The 24,816-nt window shown below is 45.0% G+C and carries 26 protein-coding genes and 1 pseudogene; 18 read left to right on the forward strand and 9 right to left on the reverse strand.

Annotation, left to right across the window (positions count from 1 at the left end; all coding sequences use genetic code 11):
- Positions 1-147: 147 nt before the first annotated feature.
- The 4 genes from ACFQZT_RS28980 (at position 148) to ACFQZT_RS28995 (ending at position 6,114) form a co-directional block, all read left to right on the forward strand.
- Positions 148-1,047: a LysR family transcriptional regulator gene (locus tag ACFQZT_RS28980; RefSeq protein ID WP_379305833.1), complete on the forward strand. Its 900-nt coding sequence runs from the start codon at positions 148-150 to the stop codon at positions 1,045-1,047.
- A gap of 132 nt (positions 1,048-1,179) precedes the next feature.
- Entirely contained in the window at positions 1,180-3,468 is a 2,289-nt protein-coding gene (gene metE, locus ACFQZT_RS28985; protein WP_379305835.1) for a 5-methyltetrahydropteroyltriglutamate--homocysteine S-methyltransferase, read from the forward strand.
- A 532-nt stretch (positions 3,469-4,000) separates the two neighbouring features.
- Complete coding sequence (locus ACFQZT_RS28990) at positions 4,001-4,990, forward strand: ABC transporter ATP-binding protein (protein WP_379305837.1); 990 nt, start codon at positions 4,001-4,003, stop codon at positions 4,988-4,990.
- Positions 4,987-6,114, forward strand: a complete 1,128-nt coding sequence (locus ACFQZT_RS28995; protein ID WP_379305839.1) for an ABC transporter permease — start codon at positions 4,987-4,989, stop codon at positions 6,112-6,114. The genes ACFQZT_RS28990 and ACFQZT_RS28995 overlap by 4 nt, the downstream gene beginning before the upstream one ends.
- 91 nt (positions 6,115-6,205) lie before the next feature.
- Here the strand turns inward: ACFQZT_RS28995 and ACFQZT_RS29000 are convergent, their stop codons facing one another.
- Together ACFQZT_RS29000 and ACFQZT_RS29005 are read right to left on the reverse strand one after the other, a co-directional pair.
- The gene (locus ACFQZT_RS29000; RefSeq protein ID WP_379305841.1) at positions 6,206-7,777 is read right to left on the reverse strand and encodes a glutamate synthase-related protein; all 1,572 of its coding nucleotides are present in this window, start codon (positions 7,775-7,777) and stop codon (positions 6,206-6,208) included.
- 59 nt (positions 7,778-7,836) lie between these two features.
- Positions 7,837-8,751, reverse strand: coding sequence for a polysaccharide deacetylase family protein (locus ACFQZT_RS29005; RefSeq protein ID WP_379305843.1), 915 nt, complete (start codon positions 8,749-8,751; stop codon positions 7,837-7,839).
- 128 nt (positions 8,752-8,879) lie between these two features.
- Between ACFQZT_RS29005 and ACFQZT_RS29010 the strand changes: the two genes are divergently transcribed.
- Entirely contained in the window at positions 8,880-9,275 is a 396-nt protein-coding gene (locus tag ACFQZT_RS29010; protein ID WP_379305845.1) for a GNAT family N-acetyltransferase, read from the forward strand.
- A gap of 482 nt (positions 9,276-9,757) precedes the next feature.
- The gene (locus ACFQZT_RS29015) at positions 9,758-10,960 is read left to right on the forward strand and encodes an MFS transporter (RefSeq protein ID WP_379305879.1); all 1,203 of its coding nucleotides are present in this window, start codon (positions 9,758-9,760) and stop codon (positions 10,958-10,960) included.
- Positions 10,961-11,157: 197 nt separating this feature from the next.
- Here ACFQZT_RS29015 and ACFQZT_RS29020 read toward each other — a convergent pair whose 3' ends face one another.
- From ACFQZT_RS29020 to ACFQZT_RS29035, 4 genes are all read right to left on the reverse strand, one after another.
- Positions 11,158-11,586 (reverse strand): SRPBCC family protein, encoded by a 429-nt coding sequence (locus ACFQZT_RS29020; protein WP_379305847.1) that lies wholly within the window; start codon positions 11,584-11,586, stop codon positions 11,158-11,160.
- 128 nt (positions 11,587-11,714) lie between these two features.
- On the reverse strand, positions 11,715-12,251 hold the full coding sequence (locus ACFQZT_RS29025; protein WP_379305849.1) for a YceI family protein: 537 nt from the start codon (positions 12,249-12,251) through the stop codon (positions 11,715-11,717).
- 127 nt (positions 12,252-12,378) lie between these two features.
- Complete coding sequence (locus ACFQZT_RS29030) at positions 12,379-13,128, reverse strand: SDR family NAD(P)-dependent oxidoreductase (protein WP_379305851.1); 750 nt, start codon at positions 13,126-13,128, stop codon at positions 12,379-12,381.
- Between the two features lie 385 nt (positions 13,129-13,513).
- Positions 13,514-13,741, reverse strand: coding sequence for a hypothetical protein (locus ACFQZT_RS29035; protein ID WP_379305853.1), 228 nt, complete (start codon positions 13,739-13,741; stop codon positions 13,514-13,516).
- Positions 13,742-14,105: 364 nt separating this feature from the next.
- Between ACFQZT_RS29035 and ACFQZT_RS29040 the strand changes: the two genes are divergently transcribed.
- The 6 genes from ACFQZT_RS29040 to ACFQZT_RS29065 all read left to right on the forward strand — a co-directional run bounded on the left by ACFQZT_RS29040 (position 14,106) and on the right by ACFQZT_RS29065 (position 18,189).
- Positions 14,106-15,128 carry a glycoside hydrolase family 113 protein gene (locus ACFQZT_RS29040; protein ID WP_379305855.1) on the forward strand — a complete coding sequence of 341 codons (1,023 nt, stop codon included), beginning with the start codon at positions 14,106-14,108 and terminating at the stop codon, positions 15,126-15,128.
- A 54-nt stretch (positions 15,129-15,182) separates the two neighbouring features.
- Positions 15,183-15,665 carry a MarR family winged helix-turn-helix transcriptional regulator gene (locus tag ACFQZT_RS29045; RefSeq protein WP_379305857.1) on the forward strand — a complete coding sequence of 161 codons (483 nt, stop codon included), beginning with the start codon at positions 15,183-15,185 and terminating at the stop codon, positions 15,663-15,665.
- Between the two features lie 53 nt (positions 15,666-15,718).
- A complete protein-coding gene (locus ACFQZT_RS29050; protein WP_379305859.1) occupies positions 15,719-16,480 on the forward strand; it encodes an SDR family NAD(P)-dependent oxidoreductase in 762 nt (253 codons plus the stop codon).
- Positions 16,458-16,730 (forward strand): cupin domain-containing protein, encoded by a 273-nt coding sequence (locus ACFQZT_RS29055; protein WP_379305861.1) that lies wholly within the window; start codon positions 16,458-16,460, stop codon positions 16,728-16,730. The genes ACFQZT_RS29050 and ACFQZT_RS29055 overlap by 23 nt, the downstream gene beginning before the upstream one ends.
- Before the next feature lie 263 nt (positions 16,731-16,993).
- Positions 16,994-17,170, forward strand: coding sequence for a YjfB family protein (locus ACFQZT_RS29060; protein WP_379305863.1), 177 nt, complete (start codon positions 16,994-16,996; stop codon positions 17,168-17,170).
- Between the two features lie 422 nt (positions 17,171-17,592).
- Complete coding sequence (locus ACFQZT_RS29065) at positions 17,593-18,189, forward strand: nucleoside/nucleotide kinase family protein (protein ID WP_379305865.1); 597 nt, start codon at positions 17,593-17,595, stop codon at positions 18,187-18,189.
- A 431-nt stretch (positions 18,190-18,620) separates the two neighbouring features.
- Here ACFQZT_RS29065 and ACFQZT_RS29070 read toward each other — a convergent pair whose 3' ends face one another.
- Entirely contained in the window at positions 18,621-19,499 is an 879-nt protein-coding gene (locus ACFQZT_RS29070) for a sigma-70 family RNA polymerase sigma factor (protein ID WP_379305867.1), read from the reverse strand.
- A 245-nt stretch (positions 19,500-19,744) separates the two neighbouring features.
- Here ACFQZT_RS29070 and ACFQZT_RS29075 point away from each other — a divergent pair, with 245 nt between their 5' ends.
- Together ACFQZT_RS29075 and ACFQZT_RS29080 are read left to right on the forward strand one after the other, a co-directional pair.
- The gene (locus ACFQZT_RS29075; RefSeq protein ID WP_379305869.1) at positions 19,745-20,170 is read left to right on the forward strand and encodes a VOC family protein; all 426 of its coding nucleotides are present in this window, start codon (positions 19,745-19,747) and stop codon (positions 20,168-20,170) included.
- 206 nt (positions 20,171-20,376) lie between these two features.
- Positions 20,377-20,457 (forward strand): annotated as a pseudogene (locus tag ACFQZT_RS29080) (VOC family protein); the annotation flags it as partial.
- A 440-nt stretch (positions 20,458-20,897) separates the two neighbouring features.
- Here the strand turns inward: ACFQZT_RS29080 and ACFQZT_RS29085 are convergent.
- Complete coding sequence (locus tag ACFQZT_RS29085; RefSeq protein WP_379305871.1) at positions 20,898-21,689, reverse strand: PaaX family transcriptional regulator C-terminal domain-containing protein; 792 nt, start codon at positions 21,687-21,689, stop codon at positions 20,898-20,900.
- Between the two features lie 127 nt (positions 21,690-21,816).
- On the opposite strand from ACFQZT_RS29085, the gene ACFQZT_RS29090 reads away from it, so the two are divergent.
- Positions 21,817-22,512: a metal-dependent hydrolase gene (locus tag ACFQZT_RS29090; RefSeq protein WP_379305873.1), complete on the forward strand. Its 696-nt coding sequence runs from the start codon at positions 21,817-21,819 to the stop codon at positions 22,510-22,512.
- 151 nt (positions 22,513-22,663) lie between these two features.
- On the opposite strand, the gene ACFQZT_RS29095 is transcribed toward ACFQZT_RS29090, so the two are convergent.
- Positions 22,664-23,197 (reverse strand): CBO0543 family protein, encoded by a 534-nt coding sequence (locus ACFQZT_RS29095; protein ID WP_379305881.1) that lies wholly within the window; start codon positions 23,195-23,197, stop codon positions 22,664-22,666.
- Positions 23,198-23,271: 74 nt separating this feature from the next.
- On the opposite strand from ACFQZT_RS29095, the gene ACFQZT_RS29100 reads away from it, so the two are divergent.
- The 3 genes from ACFQZT_RS29100 (at position 23,272) to ACFQZT_RS29110 (ending at position 24,717) form a co-directional block, all read left to right on the forward strand.
- Positions 23,272-23,730: a GNAT family N-acetyltransferase gene (locus tag ACFQZT_RS29100; RefSeq protein ID WP_379305883.1), complete on the forward strand. Its 459-nt coding sequence runs from the start codon at positions 23,272-23,274 to the stop codon at positions 23,728-23,730.
- A 2-nt stretch (positions 23,731-23,732) separates the two neighbouring features.
- On the forward strand, positions 23,733-24,137 hold the full coding sequence (locus tag ACFQZT_RS29105; protein WP_379305875.1) for a hypothetical protein: 405 nt from the start codon (positions 23,733-23,735) through the stop codon (positions 24,135-24,137).
- Positions 24,138-24,312: 175 nt separating this feature from the next.
- A complete protein-coding gene (locus tag ACFQZT_RS29110; RefSeq protein WP_379305877.1) occupies positions 24,313-24,717 on the forward strand; it encodes a DUF3888 domain-containing protein in 405 nt (134 codons plus the stop codon).
- Positions 24,718-24,816: the final 99 nt, after the last annotated feature.

A 24,816-nucleotide genomic window follows, 5' to 3' on the forward strand; every position in this document is an offset into this window, starting at 1 on the left:
AAAAAAGGTACCCATAGACCGAACACTTTTTTCAAAGTGTCCAGTCTATGGGTACCAGTCTTAACCGCCCTTGCTCTTTTTGCATATTCATTTCCTGATATAATGTTAACAAACGGCACGCAATAGCTAAAAAAAGGGAGTATTTCATTGACTTTACAACAATTAAAGTACGTTATTGAAGTCGCGAATCAGGGTTCCATTAATGAGGCTGCCAAGAGGTTATATATTTCTCAGCCAAGCCTGTCTAATGCGATTAGGGACCTGGAAGAAGAAATGCAAATTGTGATTTTTGAAAGATCTAATAAAGGAATCTCACTTTCTAAGGATGGTATTGAATTTTTAAGCTACGCGCGACAGGTAGTCGAACAGGCTGAATTACTGGAAAGCCGATACCGGGGTGCAAAGCCTTCTCCGCAGCATTTTTCGGTATCCACTCAGCATTACGCTTTCGCGGTGAACGCATTTGTGAATCTGGTCAGGGAGTATGGCCAAGATGAATATGAGTTTGCTTTGCGGGAGACGAAAACCTACGAAATTATCGAGGATGTCAAGAATTTACGCAGCGAGATCGGGATCATATATCTCAATGAGTTTAATATGAAAGTCATCAACAAGTTGCTCAAAGAAGCTAATCTGCAATTCAACAGCTTATTTACGGCAAAGCCGCATATTTTCATCAGTATAAGGAACCCGCTCGCCAAACAATCCATCGTAACGTTAGAGCAGCTTCAGCAGTATCCGTACCTTTCCTTTGATCAAGGGGAGTATAATTCTTTTCATTTCTCAGAAGAGATTCTAAGTACATTGACGCATCGAAAAAGCATTCGAGTGAATGACCGGGCGACGCTTTTTAATTTACTGATCGGTTTGAACGGGTATACCATTTCGACAGGGGTGCTAAGCGCCGATTTGAATGGCAATGAAATTATTCCGGTACCTTTGGATTGTGAGGAAATGATCAATGTCGGTTGGATTTCCCATCAAAATGTATCGCTTTCCAAGCTGGGAATCGCCTACATACAAGCTCTCAAACAAATCATTTCCTGAATAACATTGATATACCTTTTAGCTATAACCAGGTATAGTTTAATCGAGTTACGCGATAACAAGAGAACCGTGATATCTTTCTTGTAAACAACCGAATGTTTCCAAAAAATATGTCGTAGGGGAGTTTACAAGATGCTGAAAAGCAGTGTGTTGGGATATCCGCGTATCGGTAGGGATCGTGAATGGAAGAAAGCGCTCGAAGCGTTCTGGTCGGGCAAGCTCGAAGAATCAGAGTTTCACCGTCAGTTGCAGGAAATTCGTCTGAATCATTGGCGTAAACAACAGGATAAAGGCATCGCCTTCATCCCGGTCAATGATTTCAGCTACTACGATCATGTGCTTGATACGGCAACAATGTTCGGTATTATTCCAAAGCGATTTCAATATCAGGGCGGCGTCGTGCCACTATCGGTCTATTATGGTATTGCCCGTGGGACGAAGGATGCAACGGCAAGCGAAATGACCAAGTGGTTTAACACGAATTATCACTATATCGTACCTGAATTGGACGATGTATCGCCTGTGCTTACGGAAAATAAACCTCTAATCGCCTATCGTGAAGCTAAGGAGAAGCTCGGTATTGAGGGTAAGCCAGTTATAATCGGACCTTTGAGCTTCCTTAAACTGTCGAAAGGGTATAGCTTATCGGAGACTGATGCATGGCTTGATCGATTACTCCCGCTTTATGTGCAGATTCTTCAAGAGCTGTCTAGAGAAGGGGTAGAGTGGGTACAGATCGACGAACCGATTCTCGTAACGAAGCTAGACGATGCTGATGTGCAACGGTTGAAGACTATTTATGAGACGTTTGCCTCTTCAGTTCCAAACTTGAACATCATGCTGCAAACCTACTTCGAATCGATTGAGCACTACAGCGAAGTTGTCGCGCTGCCCGTCAAAGGAATAGGGCTTGATTTCGTGCACGGTTTCTCCGGAAATATGGCGTCGATTAGGAATCTGGGTTTCCCTAAGGATAAGATTCTTGGCGCAGGTATTATAGACGGCCGAGGCATCTGGAAGGCGCCGCTTCGCGAGAAATTGGCGCTCCTGGAGGAGCTTGTTGAAATTGTTACGGCGGAGCGCCTAATCGTTCAAACTTCGTCCAGTTTACTTCATGTTCCAGTAACGGTAGGGGAAGAAACGAACCTCATTTCTGAATTGAAAGATGCGCTCGCATTTGCAGATGAGAAGCTGGATGAGCTTGTGTGGCTGGCGAAATCCGTGTCTCAGGAGGGAAACGGCATCTCGAGTGAACTGGAAAAATGTGATCGCGTCTATCAAGCGCTCGAGCAATCTGGCGAGCGTAAGCGCATCGACGTTCAGCATGCCGTCGCAGCCATCCGTGATCAACATCTGGAGAGAAATCGACCTTTCGCTGAACGTCATATTGCTCAACAGAAGAAGTGGCAATTGCCGATTTTTCCGACGACGACAATCGGCAGCTTTCCGCAATCTGCAGAAGTGCGTAAGGCCCGTCAACTTTGGCGGAAGGGAGAATGGAGCCATGAGCATTATACAGACTTTATCCGACAACAAATCGATAGCTGGATCAAGCTCCAAGAGGATATCGGTCTGGATGTTCTCGTGCACGGAGAATTTGAGCGAACCGACATGGTCGAGTTTTTTGGTGAAAAACTTGCGGGCTTTGCGTTTACGCAGAACGGATGGGTGCAATCATACGGTTCCCGCTGTGTGAAACCCCCGATTATATTTGGGGATGTAGCGTTCACAAGGGAGATGACGGTCGAAGAAACCAAGTATGCTCAGTCGCAGACCGAACGGCCTGTTAAAGGGATGCTGACCGGACCGATTACGATTATGAATTGGTCGTTCGTCCGTGAGGACATCCCGCGCGAACAAATCGCCTATCAGCTGGCCTATGCACTTAGACAAGAAGTAGAGGCTCTAGAGCAAGCAGGTATTGGGATGATACAGGTCGACGAGCCGGCGGTTCGCGAAGGGCTGCCGCTTAAGGAAGATGAACAAGCCAAATATTTATCGTGGGCGGTAAGAGCTTTCCGTATGGCTACCTGCACGGTACAGGATATGACGCAAATTCACACGCATATGTGCTATTGCGAGTTCCATGACATGATTCATTCGATCGAAGCGATGGATGCGGATGTGATCTCGATCGAGACGTCTCGCAGCCATGGTGAATTGATTCGAAGCTTCGAGTTGAACACGTATAAACTGGGTATTGGTTTAGGTGTGTACGATATCCATAGTCCGCGTATTCCGCGTGTAGAGGAAATGACGAGTATGATCGAGCGAGCCTTGCGCGTGCTGGATCCAAAGCTATTCTGGATTAATCCGGACTGTGGACTTAAAACTCGCGGATTCGGAGAAACGGTCGATTCCTTGCGTAACATGGTAGAAGCGACGCAGATTGCACGTGCTAAGCATGCAGCCATCGTGTGATTAGAAGGTGAAATAAGTCTAAAATGGAAAACCTCCAACACCGTTTCGTACGGATTGGAGGTATTCTCACTGCCATCGCCGGTAATTTTAGTCATAAAATGAGGAACGTTTTAATATTATTTGTGTCCGGCTTTATGATGACGTGGAGGTGGCGTTGGTGTATGCTTGGGCACATTGTGTGAGCCAATGCCTGTATGTTTGGTAGGTGTACGTCCACGAACACCATTTCCACCAGATAGTTCTTTCATCTCGGCCTCGGATAATTCTCGCGAGATATCTGTCAAATCGATGTGCATATCGTTATTTTCAGCCATTTTGTTCCATTCCCTTTTCTCAAGTTGAATAACAAGCTTGATTATATCAACCCCAGTTCTCCCTATCTATTAACTTTAGTTAACACGACTCCTATTTATCTTCGAAAGTCTGGAATCGGAGGTTCCGCTAATATGGCAAGCAATCGAAAAGAATCATAATTGCCGTAAGCATGTTAAAATAAGAGGTGTCACACTTTACCAAAAAGAGGAGAGTGTAAATGAGAAGCGCTGCTGAAGCGATACAAGTCGCCGGCGATACCGGCGAACCGATCATCGTTGTGGACGGCCTCGTGAAGAGGTACGGCGCCCATACCGCCGTGAACGGCGTCCGCTTTACCGTCATGCGAGGCGAAGTGCTCGGACTGCTCGGTCCGAACGGCGCCGGTAAGACGACAACAATGGAGATGATTGAGGGGCTCCGCCGCCCCGATGGAGGCACGGCCAAGGTAGCCGGCTTCGATACGCAGAAGGATTTACGAAAGGTCAAGGAAGTGATCGGCGTACAACTGCAATCGACGTCGATGTTCGACCTGCTGAAAGTGAAGGAAATCGTGCGCATGTACGCGAGTTTTTACCCAAAATCGCTCCCGATCGAACCGCTGCTCGAAGCGATGATCTTGAAGGAAAAAATGAACGACCGCGTCAAGCATTTGTCGGGAGGCCAGAAGCAGCGGCTCGCGATCGCTCTTGCGCTTGTTAACGATCCGCAAGTCGTGTTCCTCGACGAACCGACGACCGGTCTCGACCCGCAGGCACGGCGCACGCTTTGGGACATTATCCTCAAGCTTAAGGAGCAAGGCAAGACGATCGTGTTAAGCACGCATTATATGGACGAAGCGCACGTCCTTTGCGATCGCATCTGCCTTATGGACCAAGGCAAGGTGATTGCCCTCGACACCCCTCAGCGGCTCGTACACAGTCTTCACTCCGACAGCGCTATCGAATTCCGGGCGCCCGGCTTCGAGAGTTTGCCGGAAGCGGAACGCGTCGGCATCGTGCAGCTCGTCCAATCCGTTGCTGAAGCGAAGCAGGTCGATACACGCAAAGACGTCTTCATTCTTTATACCGACAATCTGCAAGCCTCGCTCATAGATTTCATCGGCAAGGCTGGCGCGGCGGGCTTATCTTACGCCGAGCTGCAGACGAGGACGGCTACGCTCGAAGACGTGTTCATCCATATGACAGGGAGGAGCTTGAGAGAGGAATGAATTTCGCCGCATACATCCAGCTGACACTCGCTCAGCTCCGCATCTTCGCCCGCAACCGTCAAATGCTGTTCTTCACCCTGCTATTCCCGATTCTGCTCATGATCATGCTCGGTTCGTTCGTCGGCAAAGGGGGCGGTGTGTCGCTCGACACCGTCATCGTCGACCATGACAGCACGCCGCAGTCGCAGTCTCTGATTGCTTCGTTGGAATTGCAATCCGTATCGCCACTGAAGGCGATCGTCAGCACTGACGAGACGCAGGCGCTCGACATGCTTAAAAGAGGCGACAAACAGTTCGTAATCGTCATTCCGAAAGGCTATGGCGAGCAAATCGCCGCATTCTCCGTTTCGTCCGCTTCCACCGGGGCGAGCGCCGGCAAGCTTGATGTTTATTACGACGAGACGGATGCCGCCAGAGCGAATGTAGGCCTTGCGGTCATCGGGCAGCTCGTCGACGGCGTAAGTAAGCAGATCACGCAGTATAAGCCGGCAGTCACGATCGAAGGCAAAGGCGTCCGCTCGCTCAATTTGAAATATATCGATTTCCTCGTGCCCGGCATCGTCGCGATGATGATTATGTCCAACAACCTGAACGGCGTCGCCGGCCAAATCTCCTCCTGGCGCGAGCGTGGCGTGCTGCGCCGGATGCAAAGCACGACGCTGCAGGCGTCGACGTTCATCGCCGGCCAAATTACGGCGCGCCTTCTGCTGAACGGCGTTCAAGCGCTTATCGTGATGCTGATCGGCAGCTTGATTTTCCACACGCAAGTGAACGGTTCGTGGTGGCTGCTCATTCTGTTTGTCGTGCTCGGCACACTCGCCTTCATGGCGATCGGCTTTATCATCGCCGGGCTGGCGAAAACGCCGGAATCGGCGGGTCCGATCGCCGGCGTGATCTCATTCCCGCTCATGTTTCTCGGCGGGGTATTTTTCCCGATCAACTCGATGCCGGCGTCGTTTCAGGCGGTCGTCAAGCTGCTGCCGATTTCGCATCTGTCGACGGCGCTACGCCAAGTGATGAACATCGGCGCAGGTTTCAGCGAGCTGTGGCCGCAGGCAGCATTGCTCGGCGGCTGGGCGATCGTCGCCTTCATCGTCGCGAGCTTCACGTTCCGCTGGGATTGAGCAAGCGTGATGAAAAAGGCTCCAACCGTATTTATGACGGTTGGAGCCTTTTGTTTCAGCATCCGGCACACGGCCAGCTAGAATTGTATACTTAAACGTATACCGGATAGGGAAACAAATCCACGATTCTGAAGCTCTGGCCGCTTTCGTTTGTAAACACGACATGTTCTCGCCTTAATTGACGTGGACTCTCCAAGCCGCAGGCGGCTGCCAGCGAAAACAAGCCTTCCCTTAGCTGAAGAATATAGTTCATCACACGCCATTGTTTCTCTTCGGGCGCCAACGCCTCTTGATACTTAGAATCTGTAGTCGTAATCCCTGTCGGGCACTTGCCCGTATGGCATTGCAGCGCCATGATGCAGCCGTTGGCCATCATAAAGCCGCGAGCGGAGTTGACGCAGTCCGCGCCAAGGGCCAGAGCGATAGCCACTTTGTCAGGGGTAATGAGCTTGCCTGAAGCGAAAATTTTAAAGCGTCCGCGCACCCCGAATTTTCTTGCCGTGTCGTCAAGAATGATCAACGCGTTAAAAAGCGGCAGTCCCATGCCATCCGCCATTGCCTTGAACGTTGCTCCAGAACCTCCCTCGGAACCGTCTACGGTAATGAAATCCGGGAAAATGTCCAGTTCGAGCATAGTCTGAAAAAGCGGCTCGAGCCGCTTCGGATCGCCGACCACGATTTTGATGCCCACAGGCTTGCCGCCTGCTTCTTGTAAAGTGCTTATGAAACGAAGCGCTTCCTCCGGATTCGATAGAAATTCGAACCGGTTTGGAGAATTGACCGTTTTTCCTACAGGCACTAAGCGGGCTGCTGCGACTTTCTCGGTGACCTTGGAGCCTTCGAGGTGGCCGCCGCGTATTTTGGCGCCTTGATGAAATTTCAATTCGAACGCCTTAATATTCGGGATGCTAGCTTTGTGTTTGAATTCTTCAATGGAGAAGTGGCCGGTGTCATCTCTGAAGCCGAACATGCCAGGTCCGATTTGCGAGATGACATCGACGCCGGTGGCAAGGTGTACATCCGCAACCCCGCCTTCGCCTGTATTGATCCAAGAGCCGCCCGCCATGAATGCGCCGCTTCCTGTGGACTGAATATAATGCTCGCCGACTGCTCCGAAGGAAGTAGCCGAAGCGCCGAACATGCCCTTGAGCCGCCAGGGGTGCGCGCGATATTCGCCGACCACAATGACATCATCATCATGAAGCAGCCAAGGTTTAACCTGATCATCTACGAACTTTTCCTCCCTTGTAAACAGCCCTTCATCGGTAATGACATATTTCTTTCCTGGTGTGAGGACTTTATTATCTACCCTAAGCTCGCTTGTCAATTTAGGGAACATGGCATTGGATAAATAGAAGCCGGGCTTCTCATAATCGCGTCTGCCGCCGAAGGAGATAAGATCCGTCCGGTATTTCGCCGCATACACGAGACCGACAAAGTCTGCCCGCGAGAATGGCTTCCCTTCCGTGTCACTGTCAAACCAATATTGACGGAACTCAGGCCCAAGCTTTTCAAGCAAGTAACGCATCCAACCAAGAAACGGGTGAGAGCGAATGATCGAATGCTTTGGTTTTTTGGATAGCACATACATATAACCGAAGAAAATGAGCGGCGGCAGTATAACGATAACAAGCAGAATGACCAGCAGGACAATATGCACCACTGTACGAACCCTCCCGTAATGCAATTAATTTCAAAGAACAGTATACCATGAATTTCCAATTAATCTGACATCCGCTGCTGGACAACAATATTTTTCAATAGAATTCTCAAATTTCCAGTCACACTAGTCTCCCCATTAAGAATCCGCAGCAAACTAGAAGCTTTAACTTTTGCCGTACCGGCACTTATACGTTTTATTAACTTTGTTCCTGGTGTGTTTAATCCATCCAAGCCGGTAAAGTAATATTTATAGCCTAACTGGTCGCCGATATCAAGAAGCGCATTATTATATCTTCCGTGAGGGAAACAAAATAGATTATCTTGAATCCCGAGCTTTTCATGTATGATTTTTTTCGCCTCTGCAAGATCGGATTTTACCCGTTGTTTGTACTCTTCGTCGGTTTCCATCCTGTTTTTTTCCTTTAAATAAATAGGATCCGTTAAAGGGGAGACAGGATTTCCATTCTGATCTGCTGAAAAGTCGTGAGAATTAAATGTATGGGAATGAAAATCGAAACCGTCAGCCTTCATTTTTTGAATTTCGTCCCAGTTTAAAAAAGGAGTTCCGGGATTCGTTCCTAAATAACTGACGATAATGAAATTGGTGGCAGACATGTTCAGCTCTTTTAAAGCAGGATAAGCGTATTTGTAGAAAGATTCATATCCATCATCAAAAGTAAGTACCACTGCATCCGGAGGCACCGTGCTTTTACCATCAAGAAAATCAACAAATTCTTTCATGGAAATCACATTGTAATGATTCGCCTTAAGTGCTTCTAGATGGCTTTTGAATGTTTCGGGTGTTATGGTATAGTCGGATGCGTTAGGATCAATATGGTGATATTCAAGCACGGCAACACGATTGCTATAGTGGTATCCGCCTGTGCCTTTGTACCGATCATTTAAAACTGAATAAATGAAAATTAAAAAAACAAAAGTGATACAAAAGATTTTAAGTAAAGATTGTTTCGACATATTGTGACGGTCCCCATTTTCTTAGTTTTACTTCATAAAGTTTTTGACGCGAAGGGCATGAATAAAGTTTAATTGTTTTAGTATGAATTTTATTTTCCACCCGAGTATTTTGTTTCAATGCGAAAGGAGTGATACCCATACATTCCGTAATCATCAATCTTCCGATTAAAAACCACGAAGTACCTGACCTAAGAGAGTTAGTTGGTTGGGAAAGACGGGACGAAGATTTCCCAATACTATTGGAACGCTGTAATTTTTGGGCTGGACTGAGAGATGTGAACGATAGCCTTATTGCATTTGGATATATTTGCGGTACTGGGCTCCAACACGGATATATGGAAGATATCATAGTACATCCAGATTTTCAAAATCAAGGTGTGGGTGTTGCCTTAGTGAAAAAGCTGCTGGAGGAAGCAGAACGTTTCGGATTAGAGATTGTAACTGTAACTTATGCTGCCGAACATACGAGTTTCTATAAGAAAGGAGGGTTTATTCCCTGCCCTGGGGGACTTTGGAGAAAATAGCTCCCATAGTTCGGTCTGGTAACCGCGAGGGACCGGTAAATTGAAGTGGAAACACGTGAGCTAAAGCTTTCGTCCTTTTTGGGGACGGGGCTTTTTTTGTTTTCAAAATACCTGGCGACGCAGTTGAACAGGTGCGGAGCTATAAAGGTGTTTTTCATCGTTAAAATGGGCGAGGGGAATGGAAGTCCAGGCTGCATGATCGGTAAACCCTTCAAAAAAACATTAGTGTTATAGAAAAAATACCTTGACTGTCATAGTAGTTTTGTATATATTATACTTGTAAGACGGTATCGTACTAAAGTTCAACAATGCAACTTGACTCATGTCACAGTCATTTAGGAATTCCTAGGGCCAGCTGCGTTATTTTGTATGATAAAAGTTAGTGAAAAAATACGATTGAAAAAGGAAGTGTAAACATGAGTATCTCGCAACAACAGGACTTGCCGGCTTCAAATGAAACGACAGTGCGTCCGGTCGGCTCCATTTTCCGAAATCGTCACGTCCAGGCGATAATGACTTCTAACCTGTTGGTCCAGCTTGGCATCTGGGTGCGCAATATTGCCATCCTGCTGTATGTATCTGACATTACGAACAATAGCCCAATCTATGTTTCACTAATTTCAGTTGCCGAATTTGCGCCAATTTTCGTCTTTTCGTTCATCGGGGGTACATTCGCAGATCGTTGGCGGCCGAAACGAACGATGATTTGGTGTGAGTTGCTTTCCGCGTTATCCATATTCGTTGTACTGCTCACGCTTCTCTTCGGTTCTTGGCAAACGATCTTCTTTGCCACCTTGGTATCGGCGATCTTATCGCAGTTTTCTATGCCTTCGGCGATGAAGCTGTTGAAGCGGCACGTGCCGGAACAGCAGCTCCAGCCGGTCATGTCCATGTTCCAAACGTTAATGGCGATCTTTATGGTGATCGGGCCCACCATCGGCACATACGTGTACCAAAGCTACGGCATATACGTATCTATAGCTGTCATGGGTGCGATGTTCCTGTTGTCGGCATCGGCGCTCTTCTTTCTTCCCAAAGATGAGGTTACCATTGACGAAGCGTCCGCGGACAAAAGCTTTACACGCGAGTTGAAGGAAGGCTTTCGTTACGTATTCGATCGAAAAGTCCTTAAAACGTTGGGGGGTACCTTCGCGTTGGCCGGCTTGGGGGTTGGCCTCACCCAACCTTTAACGGTTTTTGTGGCGATCGACAATCTGGGGATGGATAAAAACTTCCTTCAATGGTTGCTGATGGCGAGCGGTGCGGCGATGCTTGTCGGTGGCGGACTGGTGTTTGCGATATCGAAAAAAATCTCAGCGCCGAAACTGCTGGCGCTTGGTTTACTCGTCAGCACAGTGTGCAATATAGGCATCGGTTGGTCTACCAACATTCCGCTAACGATCTTATTCCAGGTACTGAATGGACTTTTCTTCCCGTGTATCCAAATCGGCATTAATACGATATTTTTGCAAAATACGGAGGAGTCGTTCGTCGGCCGTGTCAATGGCGTGATGCTCCCGATGTTCATGGGCATGATGGTGGTGGGCATGTCCGTCGCGGGCTTGTTGATGAACACCCTCTCCCTTTTGACGGTATATGTCATAGGAGGCATTCTGTTCTTAGCTGGCGCACTGTTGATGGCCACGGTGTTCAAGACGGCAAGTGTAACGCAATCAGTTCAATAAAAACAATGGCAGTCTTGGACTCTATTCAGGTCCGAGGCTGCCAATTAGTCACACCAATGTAGAACCGCCATCAACGACAATGGTCCGTTCGGTAGAATATTTCTCACGCATTAAATAAAGAAAAGCCTCTGCAGCGTCTTCTGGTTCGCCGTTAGCATAAACCACCCATCCGAAAGGAAGGGTGGTTTATGCTAATCTTATTTAGAAATTTCACTATACTTTTTAAAATTGTCTAGAAACGCCTGCCAGCCTGCTTTTTGTTGCTCAATGGAATGGGTTCCTTCAGCTTCAAAAGCTTCAATTACCTTAGTGCTGTTTTCTTGTGAAATAAAAGTGACCGTAACTTTTCTTCCATCTCCAAGAGTGAAAGAAATAAGTTCGTTTATTTTAATTTCATCATAAACTCCATTAAAATCAAATCCAAAGCTTCCATCCTTTGCTTCCAGTCTTGTAAGAAATTTTCCGCCAACCCTTAAATCATTTTCGGCATGAGGTGCATGCCAGTCATCAGCAGCAAAACTCCATTTCGTTATATGTTGTGGTTCGGTCCAATATTCCCACACTTTTTCAACTGGTGCATGAACTGTTGTTTCTACCGATATTGTTACTTTATTACCTGTTTCCATGATCATTACCGCCTCACTTTACTAGTTTTGTGGATAATTATACCATTTAACTAGCGAAAAACGATAGCTGAAAATATTATCGAGAGCAGGTATTTAGCTATTACAGCCGTGCATCCACCATATGATAGTTAGGCTAGTTTTATTGCCTCGATGTAAAGCTCAATTCTCAGTTCATTTCCAACAATTACACGACCAGTTTCCAAAGGTGAGTTTTTAAATATCAAGCCAAATTCCTTGCGATCGATACAGGCTGTTGAATGAAATCCAGCACGTTCCCGGCCGCGAGGATCTTTGTTTAATCCTCCAAAAGTGGTGTGAAATGTGATCGGTTTTGTAATTCCATGTAGAGTTAGATTGCCTGTAAGTTCATATTGTCGTTCACCAACTGGGGCGCAGCTGATGCTTTGAAACGTAATGTCAGGATACATGGCTACATGAAGGAACTCATCGCTCTTCAGGTGTTCATCTCGTTGTGATTGGTGAGTTGTGATACTATTTGAGTCAATGGAAGCTTGAATAACTGTGGTTGTCAAGTCATTGGGGTCAAAACTCATGTTCGCTTGGAAATGTTCGAATAAACCTTTGATTCTACTAATCATTAAATGCGGAACCGAAAACTCAATGGAGCTGTGGTCCGGATCAACTTGCCAATTTATAGTACTCACGTTTAAATTCTACCCCTTCAATAATATTTGAGAAAGGTCGCCCCTTCTCTAAAGCAACATGCGATATTCGCATATTTCCTTGTGTATCGTGTTCAGGATTCTGAACACAGAATTGATCCCGATTAATTTAGACAGCCGTGCGTCCTCCATCAACAGGCAGAATTGCACCGTGTATGTAACTGGAAGCGTCGGTTGCTAGGAAGACAATCGCCTCAGCGATTTCATCCGGCTCAGCAGGTCGCCCTGCTGGTGCCTCGGCGGCCATTTGGTTATTAAGTGAATCTCCGCCAATACGGAGTATTCCTTCCGTCTTGGTAGGCCCAGGACTTACAGCATTCACTCGGACTCCGCTAGGTCCATATTCGGCAGCCCATGACTTGGTAAGCAGCTTTATCGCAGCCTTGCTTGCACTATAGAGACCCAAGCCTGGTTGACCATACTCCGTAACCATTGTCGTAATGTTGATGATTGTTCCACTGCCACGTTTGGCCATCAATGGTGCTAGTTCGGCAACAAGAAAGTAAGGAACTTTCACGTTAACTCCAAACACCTCATCAAAGTTTGATTCGGTTGTTTCATGCGTCATACTAAAATGGAAAGTAGCCGCGTTATTGATTAGAATATCAACATGGCCATCTCCTAGATCCAGCGCCTTTTTTGCAAGTAGCCGTGCGCTAATTTCGTTATGAAGGTTAACAGATACAAAATCTGCCCGTCCACCCGCAGCGCGGATTTCAGTAACCGTTTGTTCACCTCGCTCGATGTTACGTCCTGCGACGATGACGTGGACCCCAAGTTGGGCAAGTTTCTTAGCGGATGCACGACCGATCCCGCTGGTACCTCCGGTAATTAAGGCCGTAGTATTATTTGAAATCATGTGAGTTTCCCCTTTTCAATTTGTTAAGGACCAAGATAATCATATGCTGAACCATTTGCTCCAAATGGCCATTCTTCTCCGCTTGGCTGCCGCTTCAATTGATCATATGGAGATGACCCATATCCTGCAGATACTGATTGGACTTGTCTTCTAATTGCTGCAAGGCATCTTTTGTATTCATCTCCGTCAAGCCACTCCTTTACGTTTATTAACTCTGACTATACAAGAACGCTACTGACAACGGTGTGTCAGTAGCGTTTTAACATTTTTTTAGCTTCCTTACGAATCTGATTTCGGAATGATTAAAGCTCCAATACAATCACATCCGCTTCCGAGGCGCTCCACTTGTTTTGGCAACATGCGGAATAGGCAGCCTTTTTTCAGCTTAAAAAAATATATACGTGCCGGCGTTCGGAAAGCCAAGGTACACGGGTGCACTCATGTAATACGGAACATGGTGGTAACCGTGTATCGGTCCGATAAAGTGCACACCCGAAGGAAGGCTCCCATAAATCTTGACACCGGTAATCCCGGGTGGCCATACCGTTCCGACATTTCCGACATTTCCGACATTGCCGACGGCTACGGGCTGCCGCCAATCATTCGCCAACATGCCATCCCCACCTTTCATTATCGTCATGGCCTGATGCCATGATATGAGACTTTTGGCTATTCCGTGCTCGTTCGCCGGACTAAGGAGGATTGCCTTGCTTTTCGTTTAGAGAAAATGAACAGTTCAAAGTTCAGATGATACTTGTTGACTAAACGGATATGATAGTTCAAACAAAATGGAGCAGACTTTCGAAGCATCTGCTCCATTGTCATTAAGCTATCGGACAGCAGTTTAAGGCAGTGTATTAAGTAACAATTTAGTTGACTGTAATTTTTTATTTACATATAATTAGGTTACCTATTTAATTTATAACCTAATTATTAGTTAATTTATGTATTATGAAAACGAAAGGAGTTAGTCCAATATGCGCATGCGTGGATTGACCTATGATACGGGATTCCTAAGTGAAGGAACCAGTACACACCCCAACTTCGATCCGGCGAGAGTGTACAGGGAGATGGAAATTATACGTCACGATCTGCATTGCACTGCCGTACGAGTAACAGGCGGCGAGCCCGCTCGCCTGGAGATCGCTGCACAAGCGGCAGCAGCAGTAGGCCTCGAGGTATGGTTCTCTCCGTTCACAAACGATCTTGACCAAGAAGAGTTGCTTACCTTGCTCGCGGACAGTGCCGATCGCGCCGAAAGCCTCCGGGTTACGGGGGCGGAGGTGGTCATGGTAACGGGTGCCGAGCTCATGCTTTTTGCCCGCGGCTTTTTTCCCGGCAAAACTTTGCAGGATCGTCTCGCGGCTTTGTCCGAACCGACGGTTAGCCGTGCTGCGTTCGCGAAACTACCGGCTCTGCTCAACGGCTTCCTAACACGTGCTGTAGACGTCGTGCGAGCCCGGTTCGGGGGGCGTGTTACGTACGCAGCCCTGCCTACCGAACCTGTGAACTGGGAACCTTTCGACTTCATCGCTGTCGACGCCTACAACTCTGCTGAGATTGCGGATCTTTATGCGGATTCAATCAAGAAACTAGCCAGCTCAAATAAGCCTCTGGTGATCTCCGAGTTCGGATGCACGACCCTCAAGGGTGCATTCGATCTGGGCGCACGCGGAATGTTCATCGTCGAGTGGGACGGTGCGCGTGCCGTTCGACTGAAAGGCAGCTACGAGCGTGATGAGTCCGAACAGAGCCAATACTTCAACGATAGCCTCAACGTTTTCGTAGAAGCTGGAGTCGACACAGCATTCTGGTGTACCTTTGCTTGCCACAACCTGCCGTATGATGAAGACCCAAGTCACGATTTTGATCGAGCGTCTTACGGAATCGTGCGGGTGTTGAAAGATAGCCATGGTACGACTTACCCCGACATGCCTTGGGAGCCTAAGGAAGTATTTTACACCATAGCAGCGCGACATGCAGCCGTAATGGAGTCTTAGCACAATTGCGTCATTGCATCTGGAACGGATATACATATTTGAGGAGTGAATGGATTGTCGGATGAGCAAAAGAAAATCGCAAAGCAATTAATGGAATCGTACTTCCAATCGCAAGTTAGTGGAAATATGATGCAGAATCGCACGGTATACAATCAAAAGCCAGGCGAGATAATGGTTCTCTATTTCATCAGCATGAATGTCAAGGATGTCGGTCCGGGATTGATGGTTTCGGAAATAAGCGGAAAACTGAACGTCACTTCACCAACGGTAACGCAGCATATCAACAGTCTGGAAGCACAGGAGCTTGTCGTGCGTCATGCCGATCCTGCCGATCGGAGAGTTGTCAGAATCCAGCTTTCGGATAAAGGTAAAAAGTATATACAACGCATTAATGAGGCCCGCCTTAATATGTTTGTTGATCTCGTTAACCATCTAGGGGAGGAAGAAAGCCTGCTCTTTGCAGAGATGATGAGAAAAGCTTCGGATTATATGCTCAAACAACAGGAATTTTATATCCGGAGTTTCTTTGTAGATTAGTTTAATGAAGGATTCTAAACAAAGCGATTGATTAAAATTCAGGAGGAATTTATATGAAATATACGGTTATTACGGGGGCCAGCTCAGGAATTGGGTATGAAATGGCTCTTGCTTTTGCGGCTCGTGGAAAAAACTTAATTATAGCAGCTCGCAGAACGGAGGAATTGGAAAAGCTAAAATTAAAAGTGGCTAACATTAACCCGGACCTGGATGTTGTCATTCGAACTGTTGACTTATCTGTTACTGCAAATGTTTATGAATTCTACGAAAGTCTTCAGGATTATCAGATCGAGACCTGGATCAACAATGCGGGGTCTGGAAGCTTTGCTTCTGTTGGGGAACAAAATTTAAATAAAGTTACGACAATGCTTCACTTGAATATTGAAGCCTTAACCGTTCTGTCGTCTCTTTATGTACGTGATTATGCAGATGTTGAAGGAACGCAAATCATCAATATTTCTTCAGGAGGAGGATACCAAATTGTTGGCAATTCTGTGGCCTACTGCGCGACAAAGTTCTATGTAAGTGCCTTTACGGAAGGTCTCGCACAAGAATTGAAAGAAAAAGGAGCTACTATACAAGTAAAAGTCTTGGCTCCTGCTGCAACTGAAACTGAATTTATTAAAAGTGCTTTGGATTTAGATGAGTTTAATTATGAAGGATTAGTTCCAAAATTTCATACTGCAAAAGAAATGGCTGGATTTATGTTAGATCTCTATGATGGCGAGAAAGTTGTTGGAATTGTGAATGGAAAAACGTATGACTTCGAATTAAGAGACCCGATTTATCCGTATGTGGCGAGGACAAGAAACTAGTATAGCTGTTATTAACGGTGATTTTCATTGGCATAAACATGAAGATTGTGATGAGTTGTTCATGGTTCTTGAAGGAGAACTTTTCATTGATTTGGAAGATAAGACGGTATCGCTGAGACCAGGGGAGATATTCACAATTCCACGTGATGTTATGCATCGTACTTGGTCTAAGGAAAGAACGGTAAATCTGTGTTTTGAAAAATCTTTCAACGATATAAATGGAAAAACGATAGATGGTTCATTAAGTTAAAACCGAGGGACGGGTACGATAGCTGAATAGTAACAATACGCGGCTATCGACTATATATCGGTAGTCATGCTGGATTAATGGGTAGTGAGGTGATGTTGCATTAACGGAAAACAAAAGCAATACCGAAATGGACTGCAGCGTGGCAGCCCTTTTTTCCGCTTAGAAAGGGCATTGTTCTCATTTAATATTTTTAAACCTATTGAATTATTTACTGTTAACCGATAAATAAAATGTTAGATAATCTATTCAAAAAGGAGGAGCCCATGGACATCCCAGCTCTCTCAATGTCCTTAGCTCAGAACAATTTAGGCCAAGCTGTTGGATTAAGTGTTCTTAAAATGGCTAAAGATCAATCGACTCAACAAGGACAGGAATTGGTTCAAATGATGGAACGTAGCGTACAACCAAATTTAGGCGGTAATCTCGATATCAGAGCATAAATTCATTTCACGAGATATCCGACTTTTGTTCAAATGTGTAATGAGGCTAAGTTAAACGAAGAACAAGAGTTCAATAAAATGAACATGAACTTTAGCCCCATAACCAGAGGAAAAGGCAGCCAGCGGACCGGCTGCTTTTCTAACCTATCGGGCAGGATAGTTGAATTATTTCACGAATACCTTAAGGCATGGTGAAATTACGAAGTTCGTAAATAAGACGTTAGCCGAAATACACTCAAATGAAAAAATAAATTTAACACATGAAAACACTTGATATTTTGATATTTCATGCTATGATATGATCCATTATGAGGCAGAAACCCAATCGGGAGTTCTGCCTCATCATTATTTTATAGGGAGCTGAAAGATTTGAAACCTTTAGTATTGTTGTTAGTGGTTATTCTGGATCAGGTAAGAGTACATTGGTAACCGAATTGGCAAGAGCAATTCCATCTGCTGTTGCCCTTTATTTTGACGACTATGCTTCAAGAAAGGACTTCCCAGAGAACATCATCGACTGGATTTCAACTGGGGGAGATGTAGATGTCATTACTACACCTTTATTACAAGCCCATCTAAGTCAATTAATGAATGGGAAGGGTGTTTCATTTATAAGGGGGAATGGATGGGCAAAAGAATACGGAATTGAAAATCATAATAAAGAAGAAATAACGATACAACCAAGTAAGATTATTATACTGGAAGAGCCTTTTGGAAGAGAAAGAATGGAAATCCGAGAGTTTATTGACTATGTAATCTATATAGATATTGAACCTGAAATTGCTCTAGGTAGAAGGATATATGATTTAATTAAATTTTTGAGAAGTGATTCAACAGTTTTAATAAACTTGTTGGATCATTATTTATTTGACTATTTAAATAACGGAATTAGAGAGATGTATGTTGAAATTGGAAAGAGAGTAAGAGAGAACTCTGATTTAGTAATTAAAGGTAGGGTTAGATTGGAAGATAATATTCAGATTGTATTAAATAAGATAAAGAAATTAAATGGATATTAATGGTGTAATCAGGAAGAGAGTGTGCATCAGCTAACACCGTATTCACAGTACAGGGCTTACGTCACTTGGTCTGCCAGAAGCGATTAACTAACGGGCACAATAGCGAAATGACGAACGGGCTCAGGCATACTGGTAGCCCGTTCAACTATCGGGTAGTTGAATTAAGTCTAAAACAGACTTAAGATACATATTGCATTATAAGATGGCTGTTTAACTTTTTTTTCCAAAAAATGCTCTATCAGAGTGAGAGGTGATGATTGATTTGGAGATAGATTTCTATAGGAAATGGGCTTGCCAAAAAATGATCGAATCGTCAAATCATTTTGCCGATAAGGCATAAAAAAATGCATTGTCTGCGACCGCGACAGTGCGTTTTTTATATTTTTTTATTCTATTTTAGTGTTGTTGCAACGCTTTGCCTCGTTAGCCTATCAATCGTTCAAAACTGCTATGTCGAGCCCGCGAAGGCGTGCCTGATCGGCAATCATGTCGATCTCAGTGATCTTGCCATCCGCGACCGTGATTTCGAGTACGAAGAGCAGTCGACCACGAGGAGCCACGATGACGCCTACAGATCCGTTCACGAGCACCGGCCGTGCGCCCTGGGCACGACCAGCGAATTGCTTGGCCACGGCTTGCGAACCATGAACAACCGGCGAATTGGCGGCCGGCGCAAATGCAGTATCGTTACGGAGTACGACATTCGGGTCTAATACCGTTAGAAGCTTCTCAAAGTCACCGGTGCGAGATGCAGCAAGAAACGCATCGACAAGCTCCCGTTTTCGTTCGAGCTCAGCTGTTTCTGAAGTCGACTCAGCGCCCTGAACCCGGCGACGTGCGCGACTCGCAAGCTGTCTTGTTGCGGCCTCATTACGCCCTATAATTGGAGCGATCTCCGAGAAAGACAAGGCGAATATATCATGCAACACGAACGCAATGCGTTCAGCGGGATTTAAATTTCCAAGGACCACGAGCATCGCAAGACCGACAGAATCGGCCATCAGCGCTTCGTGCTCGGGGTCGCTTCCGTCTTGGTGGCTAGCAACCGGTTCAGGTACACTAACCATCGTAAGCTCCTCGCGCCGCGATTTGCGGGATCTCAGCATATCAAGACACACCCTCGAGACGATTGTTGTCAGCCATCCTCCCATATTCTCGACGCCATTAGTATCAGAGCGGCTAAGACGTATCCATGACTCCTGTACAGCGTCATCCGCTTCGCTCAGAGATCCGAGCATCCGGTAAGCCATAGCCTGCAGGTGATTCCGATGCCTCTCGAATTGTTCCAGAAGCCAGTTGTGATCGTTCATTCGCCACATTCCTTCCTTTGTTTCCTTTTTACTTATATGTCGTACCAAACTCAGTAGATGTGACGAAGGTTTTCAAAACATGCAGTTTTTTCTTGAGTTTCTCATCTTGAAAAAAAAAATTTTTGCCAAACAGGTCACGTTTCCCCGATCACTTACGACATAGTTAGTGACAAGGGAAACCGGCCAATATAAAAAAAACCACCGGTGTCCCGGTAAAAAACATTTAAACTAAGGAGATGATTGTTGTGAGTACGAGTTTGATTCCTTTTCTTGAAATGAACGGCAGCGCTAATGAGGCCATCGATTTTTATGTAAAAGCGCTGGATGCCAAGGTTGTCTATACGCTGCGATTTGGTGATATGCCGGGAAATCCGGAATCCCCGCTGCCTCCCGAAAAGAAAGACTTGATCAATTATGCCATCTTAAAAATCGGCGATTCAGAGATTCAGCTCAGCGACCATTTTACCGGCAGCAGCTACCAGAAGGGCACGCAAGTGACCATCGTTGTTCAGACCAATGACAAAGACCAGGCTGCCCAATATTTTGAAGCACTGAAAGATGGCGGTCAAGTGAACGATCCGCTGCAGGCAAGTTTTTTCAGCCCCGCTTATGGAAATATAACAGATAAATTCGGCGTCACCTTCCGGATCCTCACAAAAGGGCGCCAGTGATCTATACCTGCAAGTCCTGCTTGCACAAACTGTAGGAAATACAAGCGGCTCTTTTCGCATTGTCTGCGGAAGGGTCGCTTGCTTTTTGAAGAGTCGGTTCACCTGACCATAGCCTGCACGGAAGGATCGAGTAATTACGCAAACGGGTTTTAACTTGTTAAGATTGCATGATACGGTTTCTTTATGACGCAACCCTACAGTTGTTGGAGCCGACAAAAATGGGCGAAGTCACAATAACTCTCTTCGACGATACATGCGGCAACCTTATTCAGATAGTGCAGAAGTAACTTTATGTCGAAATAGATGTTTCAGTAAAGTGTTTTTATCAACAATTAAACAAGTTTCACCCTGTCCTAATTTAGGACGGGGTTATGCATTAAAATTCATAGTAGAGCGACCTCTTGATGTGGGATTTTAAGGGCTGTAGACCCGTTGCGTACTCCCATCATACAGAGGCGCTCTTTTTATATTCAAACTCTAAATTATTCGTTCCAGAGGAATTCTAACGGGAACGATAGTGTTATGAAGATTAAAGGAGCACTCGTCATGGCGATTCGCTCCTTTGTTGAAGTAACGGGCAGGAATGTACAAACGCATTAGAATCAGGAGAATAATGGAGGAATGAGCATGGATACATTGCGTTATCCGATCGGGCAATTCCCAGCAGTGCAGGGACCTACCGGAGAGGATCGCAAATTGAAATTGTATTGTCCGGTTACTCATGTATTTACACGAGAAATTGATAATATTTTGAAGAGCTGGGGATAAGGGTGGCGAACGACTGAAACGAACGATACAACTCAGCGATTACGCGATGACCTATCCAATCGGATGGAAGCAGAGACACCGGAAGCATGGGATCCCTAAGGCTAATCTCGCTGATAACCTCTCCGACATGCAAATAAAGGACAAACAGCTCTAAGGGATCCATCCTGCCCCTGATTTCCTTATTCAAAGCCGGCACGAATTCGTCTTGATACCATTGCCACTTCTCCTGATGCAGGCGATGGATGCCGGCTAGAGGCCAAATGTCGGCTGCCCGCTCGGGGGTAATATCCCGAAATAAAATCGACGCTTCCGAGATAGTGACGTATTCATCCATGGAGGCCGCATGAATCAATGACAAAAGCTGCTCTCTGTAATCCCAAGGAGAGACATATACGCCTTTATATAGTTGACCGAAGCCAAGCTGCAACAACTGCAAACGGAATTGATCCCTTCTTTGCCTCTCCGGCTCCGGTACCTCGAAGTGCACGAAATACCATTTGCGGTTCCAGTCCACATCGTATTGCCGCGGTTTCCGGTTCACGAAGGATAAAAATTGCTCCCCTTTGTCCATTATGGAATACAGGGAACGCTCTTCCGCATGAATATACTTTTCTTTCTTCATTCGTGATAGAACGTTCCTGATCGATTGCTCCTTATAGCCGCGCTTCGTATAAATTTGTACTAATTCTTTAGCATGCATGCAACGCTTTTTTGTCAGCAGGAAAAGTATCTGCTTCTCGATTGACAGCATTTCGGTTTTTGATCCCCTTCCAGAATACTTGCTATCATCATATTACAGTAATTTGACAAAAAATGAAATAAAGAATATACTCGCATTGTCGTCAAACGAATAATAAATAGTATATGGGGGAGAAAAAATGAACCTTATTTTTCACGGACACTCTTGCATTCAAATCTCGGAGGGAGAGCGCTCGATCGTCATCGATCCGTTCCTGAGCGGCAATCCCGTTGCCAAAGCGAAAGCCGAGGACATTCAAGTTCAATACATCTTGCTTACGCACGGACACACGGATCACACCGCTGATGCGGAAGCTATTGCCAGAGCTAACGATGCGACGATTATCGCCACCTTTGAGCTCGCTACCTATTACTCTTGGAAGGGCCTGAAAACGATCGGAATGAACATCGGAGGAACTGTGGACTTGGGATTTGTCAGAGCAAAGCTTGTTCACGCATTCCACAGCTCTTCTATTATAGCGGACGATTCCCAAAGCATCGTCTATGCAGGCATGCCGGGCGGATTTGTCATGTATTGGAACGGAGTTACGCTTTATCATGCCGGCGACACATCCTTGTTCGGAGATATGAAAATGATCGGCGAGCTCCACGATATTGATTACGCGGTACTGCCGATCGGGGATTTTTACACAATGGGACCTAAGGATGCTCTGATTGCAGCAAAATGGCTGCGAGCAAAGAACGTGATCCCCGTCCATCACAGCACATTCCCAGGCATCGAGCAAGATGCTGCAGCCTTCACCGCACAGCTGAAGGAGCAAGGAATCGAAGGCTTCGCTCTCCAGCCAGGTGAACAGCTTACACTTGTAAAATAAAGCGGGTATCAACGCTATACATATCAACGAGAATATTCATAAAATACTAAATTTTGTAATATAAAAACATTCGATATATCGGTGCCTCCGCCTTGCCAAGAATACAAGATTGGAATAAAAAGAGATCGGTTAAGGTCTCTTTTTAATTCCCTCACTTCATAATGTGGATGGGTAAACCAAAATAGATCCCAAATAATATAATAATCCCGAATGAAATTATCCAAGCCAATAAAGGATGTAGATAATGCACCCGTAACATTACATAAAACAGTAAGTTTAATACAGCAGACCACCACATATTCCAGCCATTAGAATGAGTTATCCCGTTTATGGTATGTAAGCTCAAGAATTCAATTATTGTATTCAATAAAACCCATGTGAACACATACACAGTTTGCTTTATTTTTCCTACGGGATAATTGCCAAGATACATTAAAACAGTTGCCGGGAAATTAATAAAATCAATTCCTACCGTGATCAATGTATGATTTGAATAAATAAATTTATCAAAAGATACCGCATTGAACTTCCAAAGCGGATAATTATAAGTAAGAAAATTATATAAGAGATCACTGACGATCAAGTAAAGAATAGTGGGATAATAATTTTTCCAATTCTTCCAATCACCCCATTTCCATGCTGCAAATAAGAACAATACATGTATAATTATGTGCAATTTAAACATCTTCCTCTGCAAGTTTGATACCCTTATTTTGGCATTAAACTTAATTATTAATCACAAGGCGAAAGTTCAATACAATTGAAGAGCTTGATCAAGTGCTGACTATTGCTTTAGATAATAAAAATAATGGATCACAGGTTCCATTCACTATTGTCGATCAATCATCAGGTGCCATAATTGGGACAACTCGTGTTGGTGATATCGATATGACAAACAGGAATGTTGAAATCGGATGGACATGGCTGTCACCAGACTATTGGCGGACAGGAGTCAACACGGAGTGCAAATATCTTTTGCTCCGACATTGCTTTGAAGAGCTTAAATTGATTCGAGTGCAGTTTTCAGTCAGCGGACAGAATATCCGGTCGCAGCGGGCAGTCGAACGAATAGGTGCCAGGAAGGAAGGAGTCTTCCGCAAGCATAGAATAAAGCCGGACGGCTCCATCCATGATAACCTCTTTTACAGTATCGTTGACGATGAATGGCCAGATGTAAAGGAAAACCTCCTGTTTTTATTATCAAAGGAATACACCTAATTATGGATAAAAGAAAGGTAATGTTGTTTGCCCTTAGTGTTATTGTTGTTTTGCTAAATGTTTTTGCGAGTTTCCGATGGGATTATACCAATTTTGAAGGTGATATGAGATACAAAACAGATCGTTGGACCAATAAAGTTTGGGTTGAATTTTACCCACCTCTTGCAATTGGGTCAGCAATGGAATTTCCATTATTAAATTCGAAGTTTAATTCATACCCACAATTAGAGTCTCACGTAGAAAAAATCGCCATGTCTGGTTATCTGGTGAGTGAATGGCTTAAAAGGATGAAATTAACTTGCTTGTATTATGGGCTCAACTCATTTTTAATAATTATTATACTGATCTTATTGGCAATGATCGCAAGAACAAGAAAGAAACTCTCGAAGAAGAGTACATTGAATTAAACGGGAAACGATAGTGAGGAGCTGCTACGAGGGCAGCTTCTTTTTGATGTCCATTGAAGTAAAGGGAGTATAGTTTTGGAATGCACCAAGAGTTCAGCAAAAACCATTACCGTACAATATTTTGAAAATTATGGGAAGGCTAATCGTAATAATCGTTTGAAAGGATATTTTTTACATGAAAGTGATAAAAGTCCTTCTCTTCTTCATGCTTTTGTTATGTGTACCGTTCCAAACGTATGCTTCACAATCAAACGAAGAATCAACGAATAGGGATTTAATACTAACGTTGTTGACACCTTACATATCGAAAGAGATCGAGAAATATTACGACAAGACGCTCAAGTATCCCCCAACTTATGCACCGTGGTTTGGAACCGAAATTACAGTTAAAAGAACTGAACCAAGACGATTTGAGTTTCTTGTTACGGTTAAAGCTGAACCATATGTCGGAGCTCATAACTCAGTGGGCGTAGACGAAATTACCTTTTTGGTTAGCGTTACAGATGGAGTTAAGACAATAAAATATGTTCATCTAAAGGATTACAAACTTCCACCACACCTATCGAATTACTATCGGTGACAGTGTTAGAAAAGTCCAAGTTGCTAGGAAAAATATCTTTCCCTCGGTTTTAAGGTTTTTTCTCATGTATTCTCGCTTATTCGCAGGATTTCAACGGCC

It is taken from the genome of Paenibacillus sp. GCM10027628, from assembly GCF_042676385.1.
Lineage (GTDB): Bacteria > Bacillota > Bacilli > Paenibacillales > NBRC-103111 > Paenibacillus_E.

Bases quoted from the DNA above. Each gene is read 5' to 3' on its own strand.
- metE (WP_379305835.1), top strand. From the start codon at position 1,180: ATGCTGAAAAGCAGTGTGTTGGGATATCCGCGTATCGGTAGGGATCGT.
- ACFQZT_RS28990 (WP_379305837.1), top strand. From the start codon at position 4,001: ATGAGAAGCGCTGCTGAAGCGATACAAGTCGCCGGCGATACCGGCGAA.
- ACFQZT_RS28995 (WP_379305839.1), top strand. From the start codon at position 4,987: ATGAATTTCGCCGCATACATCCAGCTGACACTCGCTCAGCTCCGCATC.
- ACFQZT_RS29005 (WP_379305843.1), bottom strand. From the start codon at position 8,751: ATGTCGAAACAATCTTTACTTAAAATCTTTTGTATCACTTTTGTTTTT.
- ACFQZT_RS29020 (WP_379305847.1), bottom strand. From the start codon at position 11,586: ATGGAAACAGGTAATAAAGTAACAATATCGGTAGAAACAACAGTTCAT.
- ACFQZT_RS29030 (WP_379305851.1), bottom strand. From the start codon at position 13,128: ATGATTTCAAATAATACTACGGCCTTAATTACCGGAGGTACCAGCGGG.
- ACFQZT_RS29035 (WP_379305853.1), bottom strand. From the start codon at position 13,741: ATGTTGGCGAATGATTGGCGGCAGCCCGTAGCCGTCGGCAATGTCGGA.
- ACFQZT_RS29040 (WP_379305855.1), top strand. From the start codon at position 14,106: ATGCGCATGCGTGGATTGACCTATGATACGGGATTCCTAAGTGAAGGA.
- ACFQZT_RS29050 (WP_379305859.1), top strand. From the start codon at position 15,719: ATGAAATATACGGTTATTACGGGGGCCAGCTCAGGAATTGGGTATGAA.
- ACFQZT_RS29055 (WP_379305861.1), top strand. From the start codon at position 16,458: ATGTGGCGAGGACAAGAAACTAGTATAGCTGTTATTAACGGTGATTTT.
- ACFQZT_RS29060 (WP_379305863.1), top strand. From the start codon at position 16,994: ATGGACATCCCAGCTCTCTCAATGTCCTTAGCTCAGAACAATTTAGGC.
- ACFQZT_RS29070 (WP_379305867.1), bottom strand. From the start codon at position 19,499: ATGAACGATCACAACTGGCTTCTGGAACAATTCGAGAGGCATCGGAAT.
- ACFQZT_RS29085 (WP_379305871.1), bottom strand. From the start codon at position 21,689: ATGCTGTCAATCGAGAAGCAGATACTTTTCCTGCTGACAAAAAAGCGT.
- ACFQZT_RS29090 (WP_379305873.1), top strand. From the start codon at position 21,817: ATGAACCTTATTTTTCACGGACACTCTTGCATTCAAATCTCGGAGGGA.
- ACFQZT_RS29095 (WP_379305881.1), bottom strand. From the start codon at position 23,197: ATGTTTAAATTGCACATAATTATACATGTATTGTTCTTATTTGCAGCA.
- ACFQZT_RS29105 (WP_379305875.1), top strand. From the start codon at position 23,733: ATGGATAAAAGAAAGGTAATGTTGTTTGCCCTTAGTGTTATTGTTGTT.
- ACFQZT_RS29110 (WP_379305877.1), top strand. From the start codon at position 24,313: ATGAAAGTGATAAAAGTCCTTCTCTTCTTCATGCTTTTGTTATGTGTA.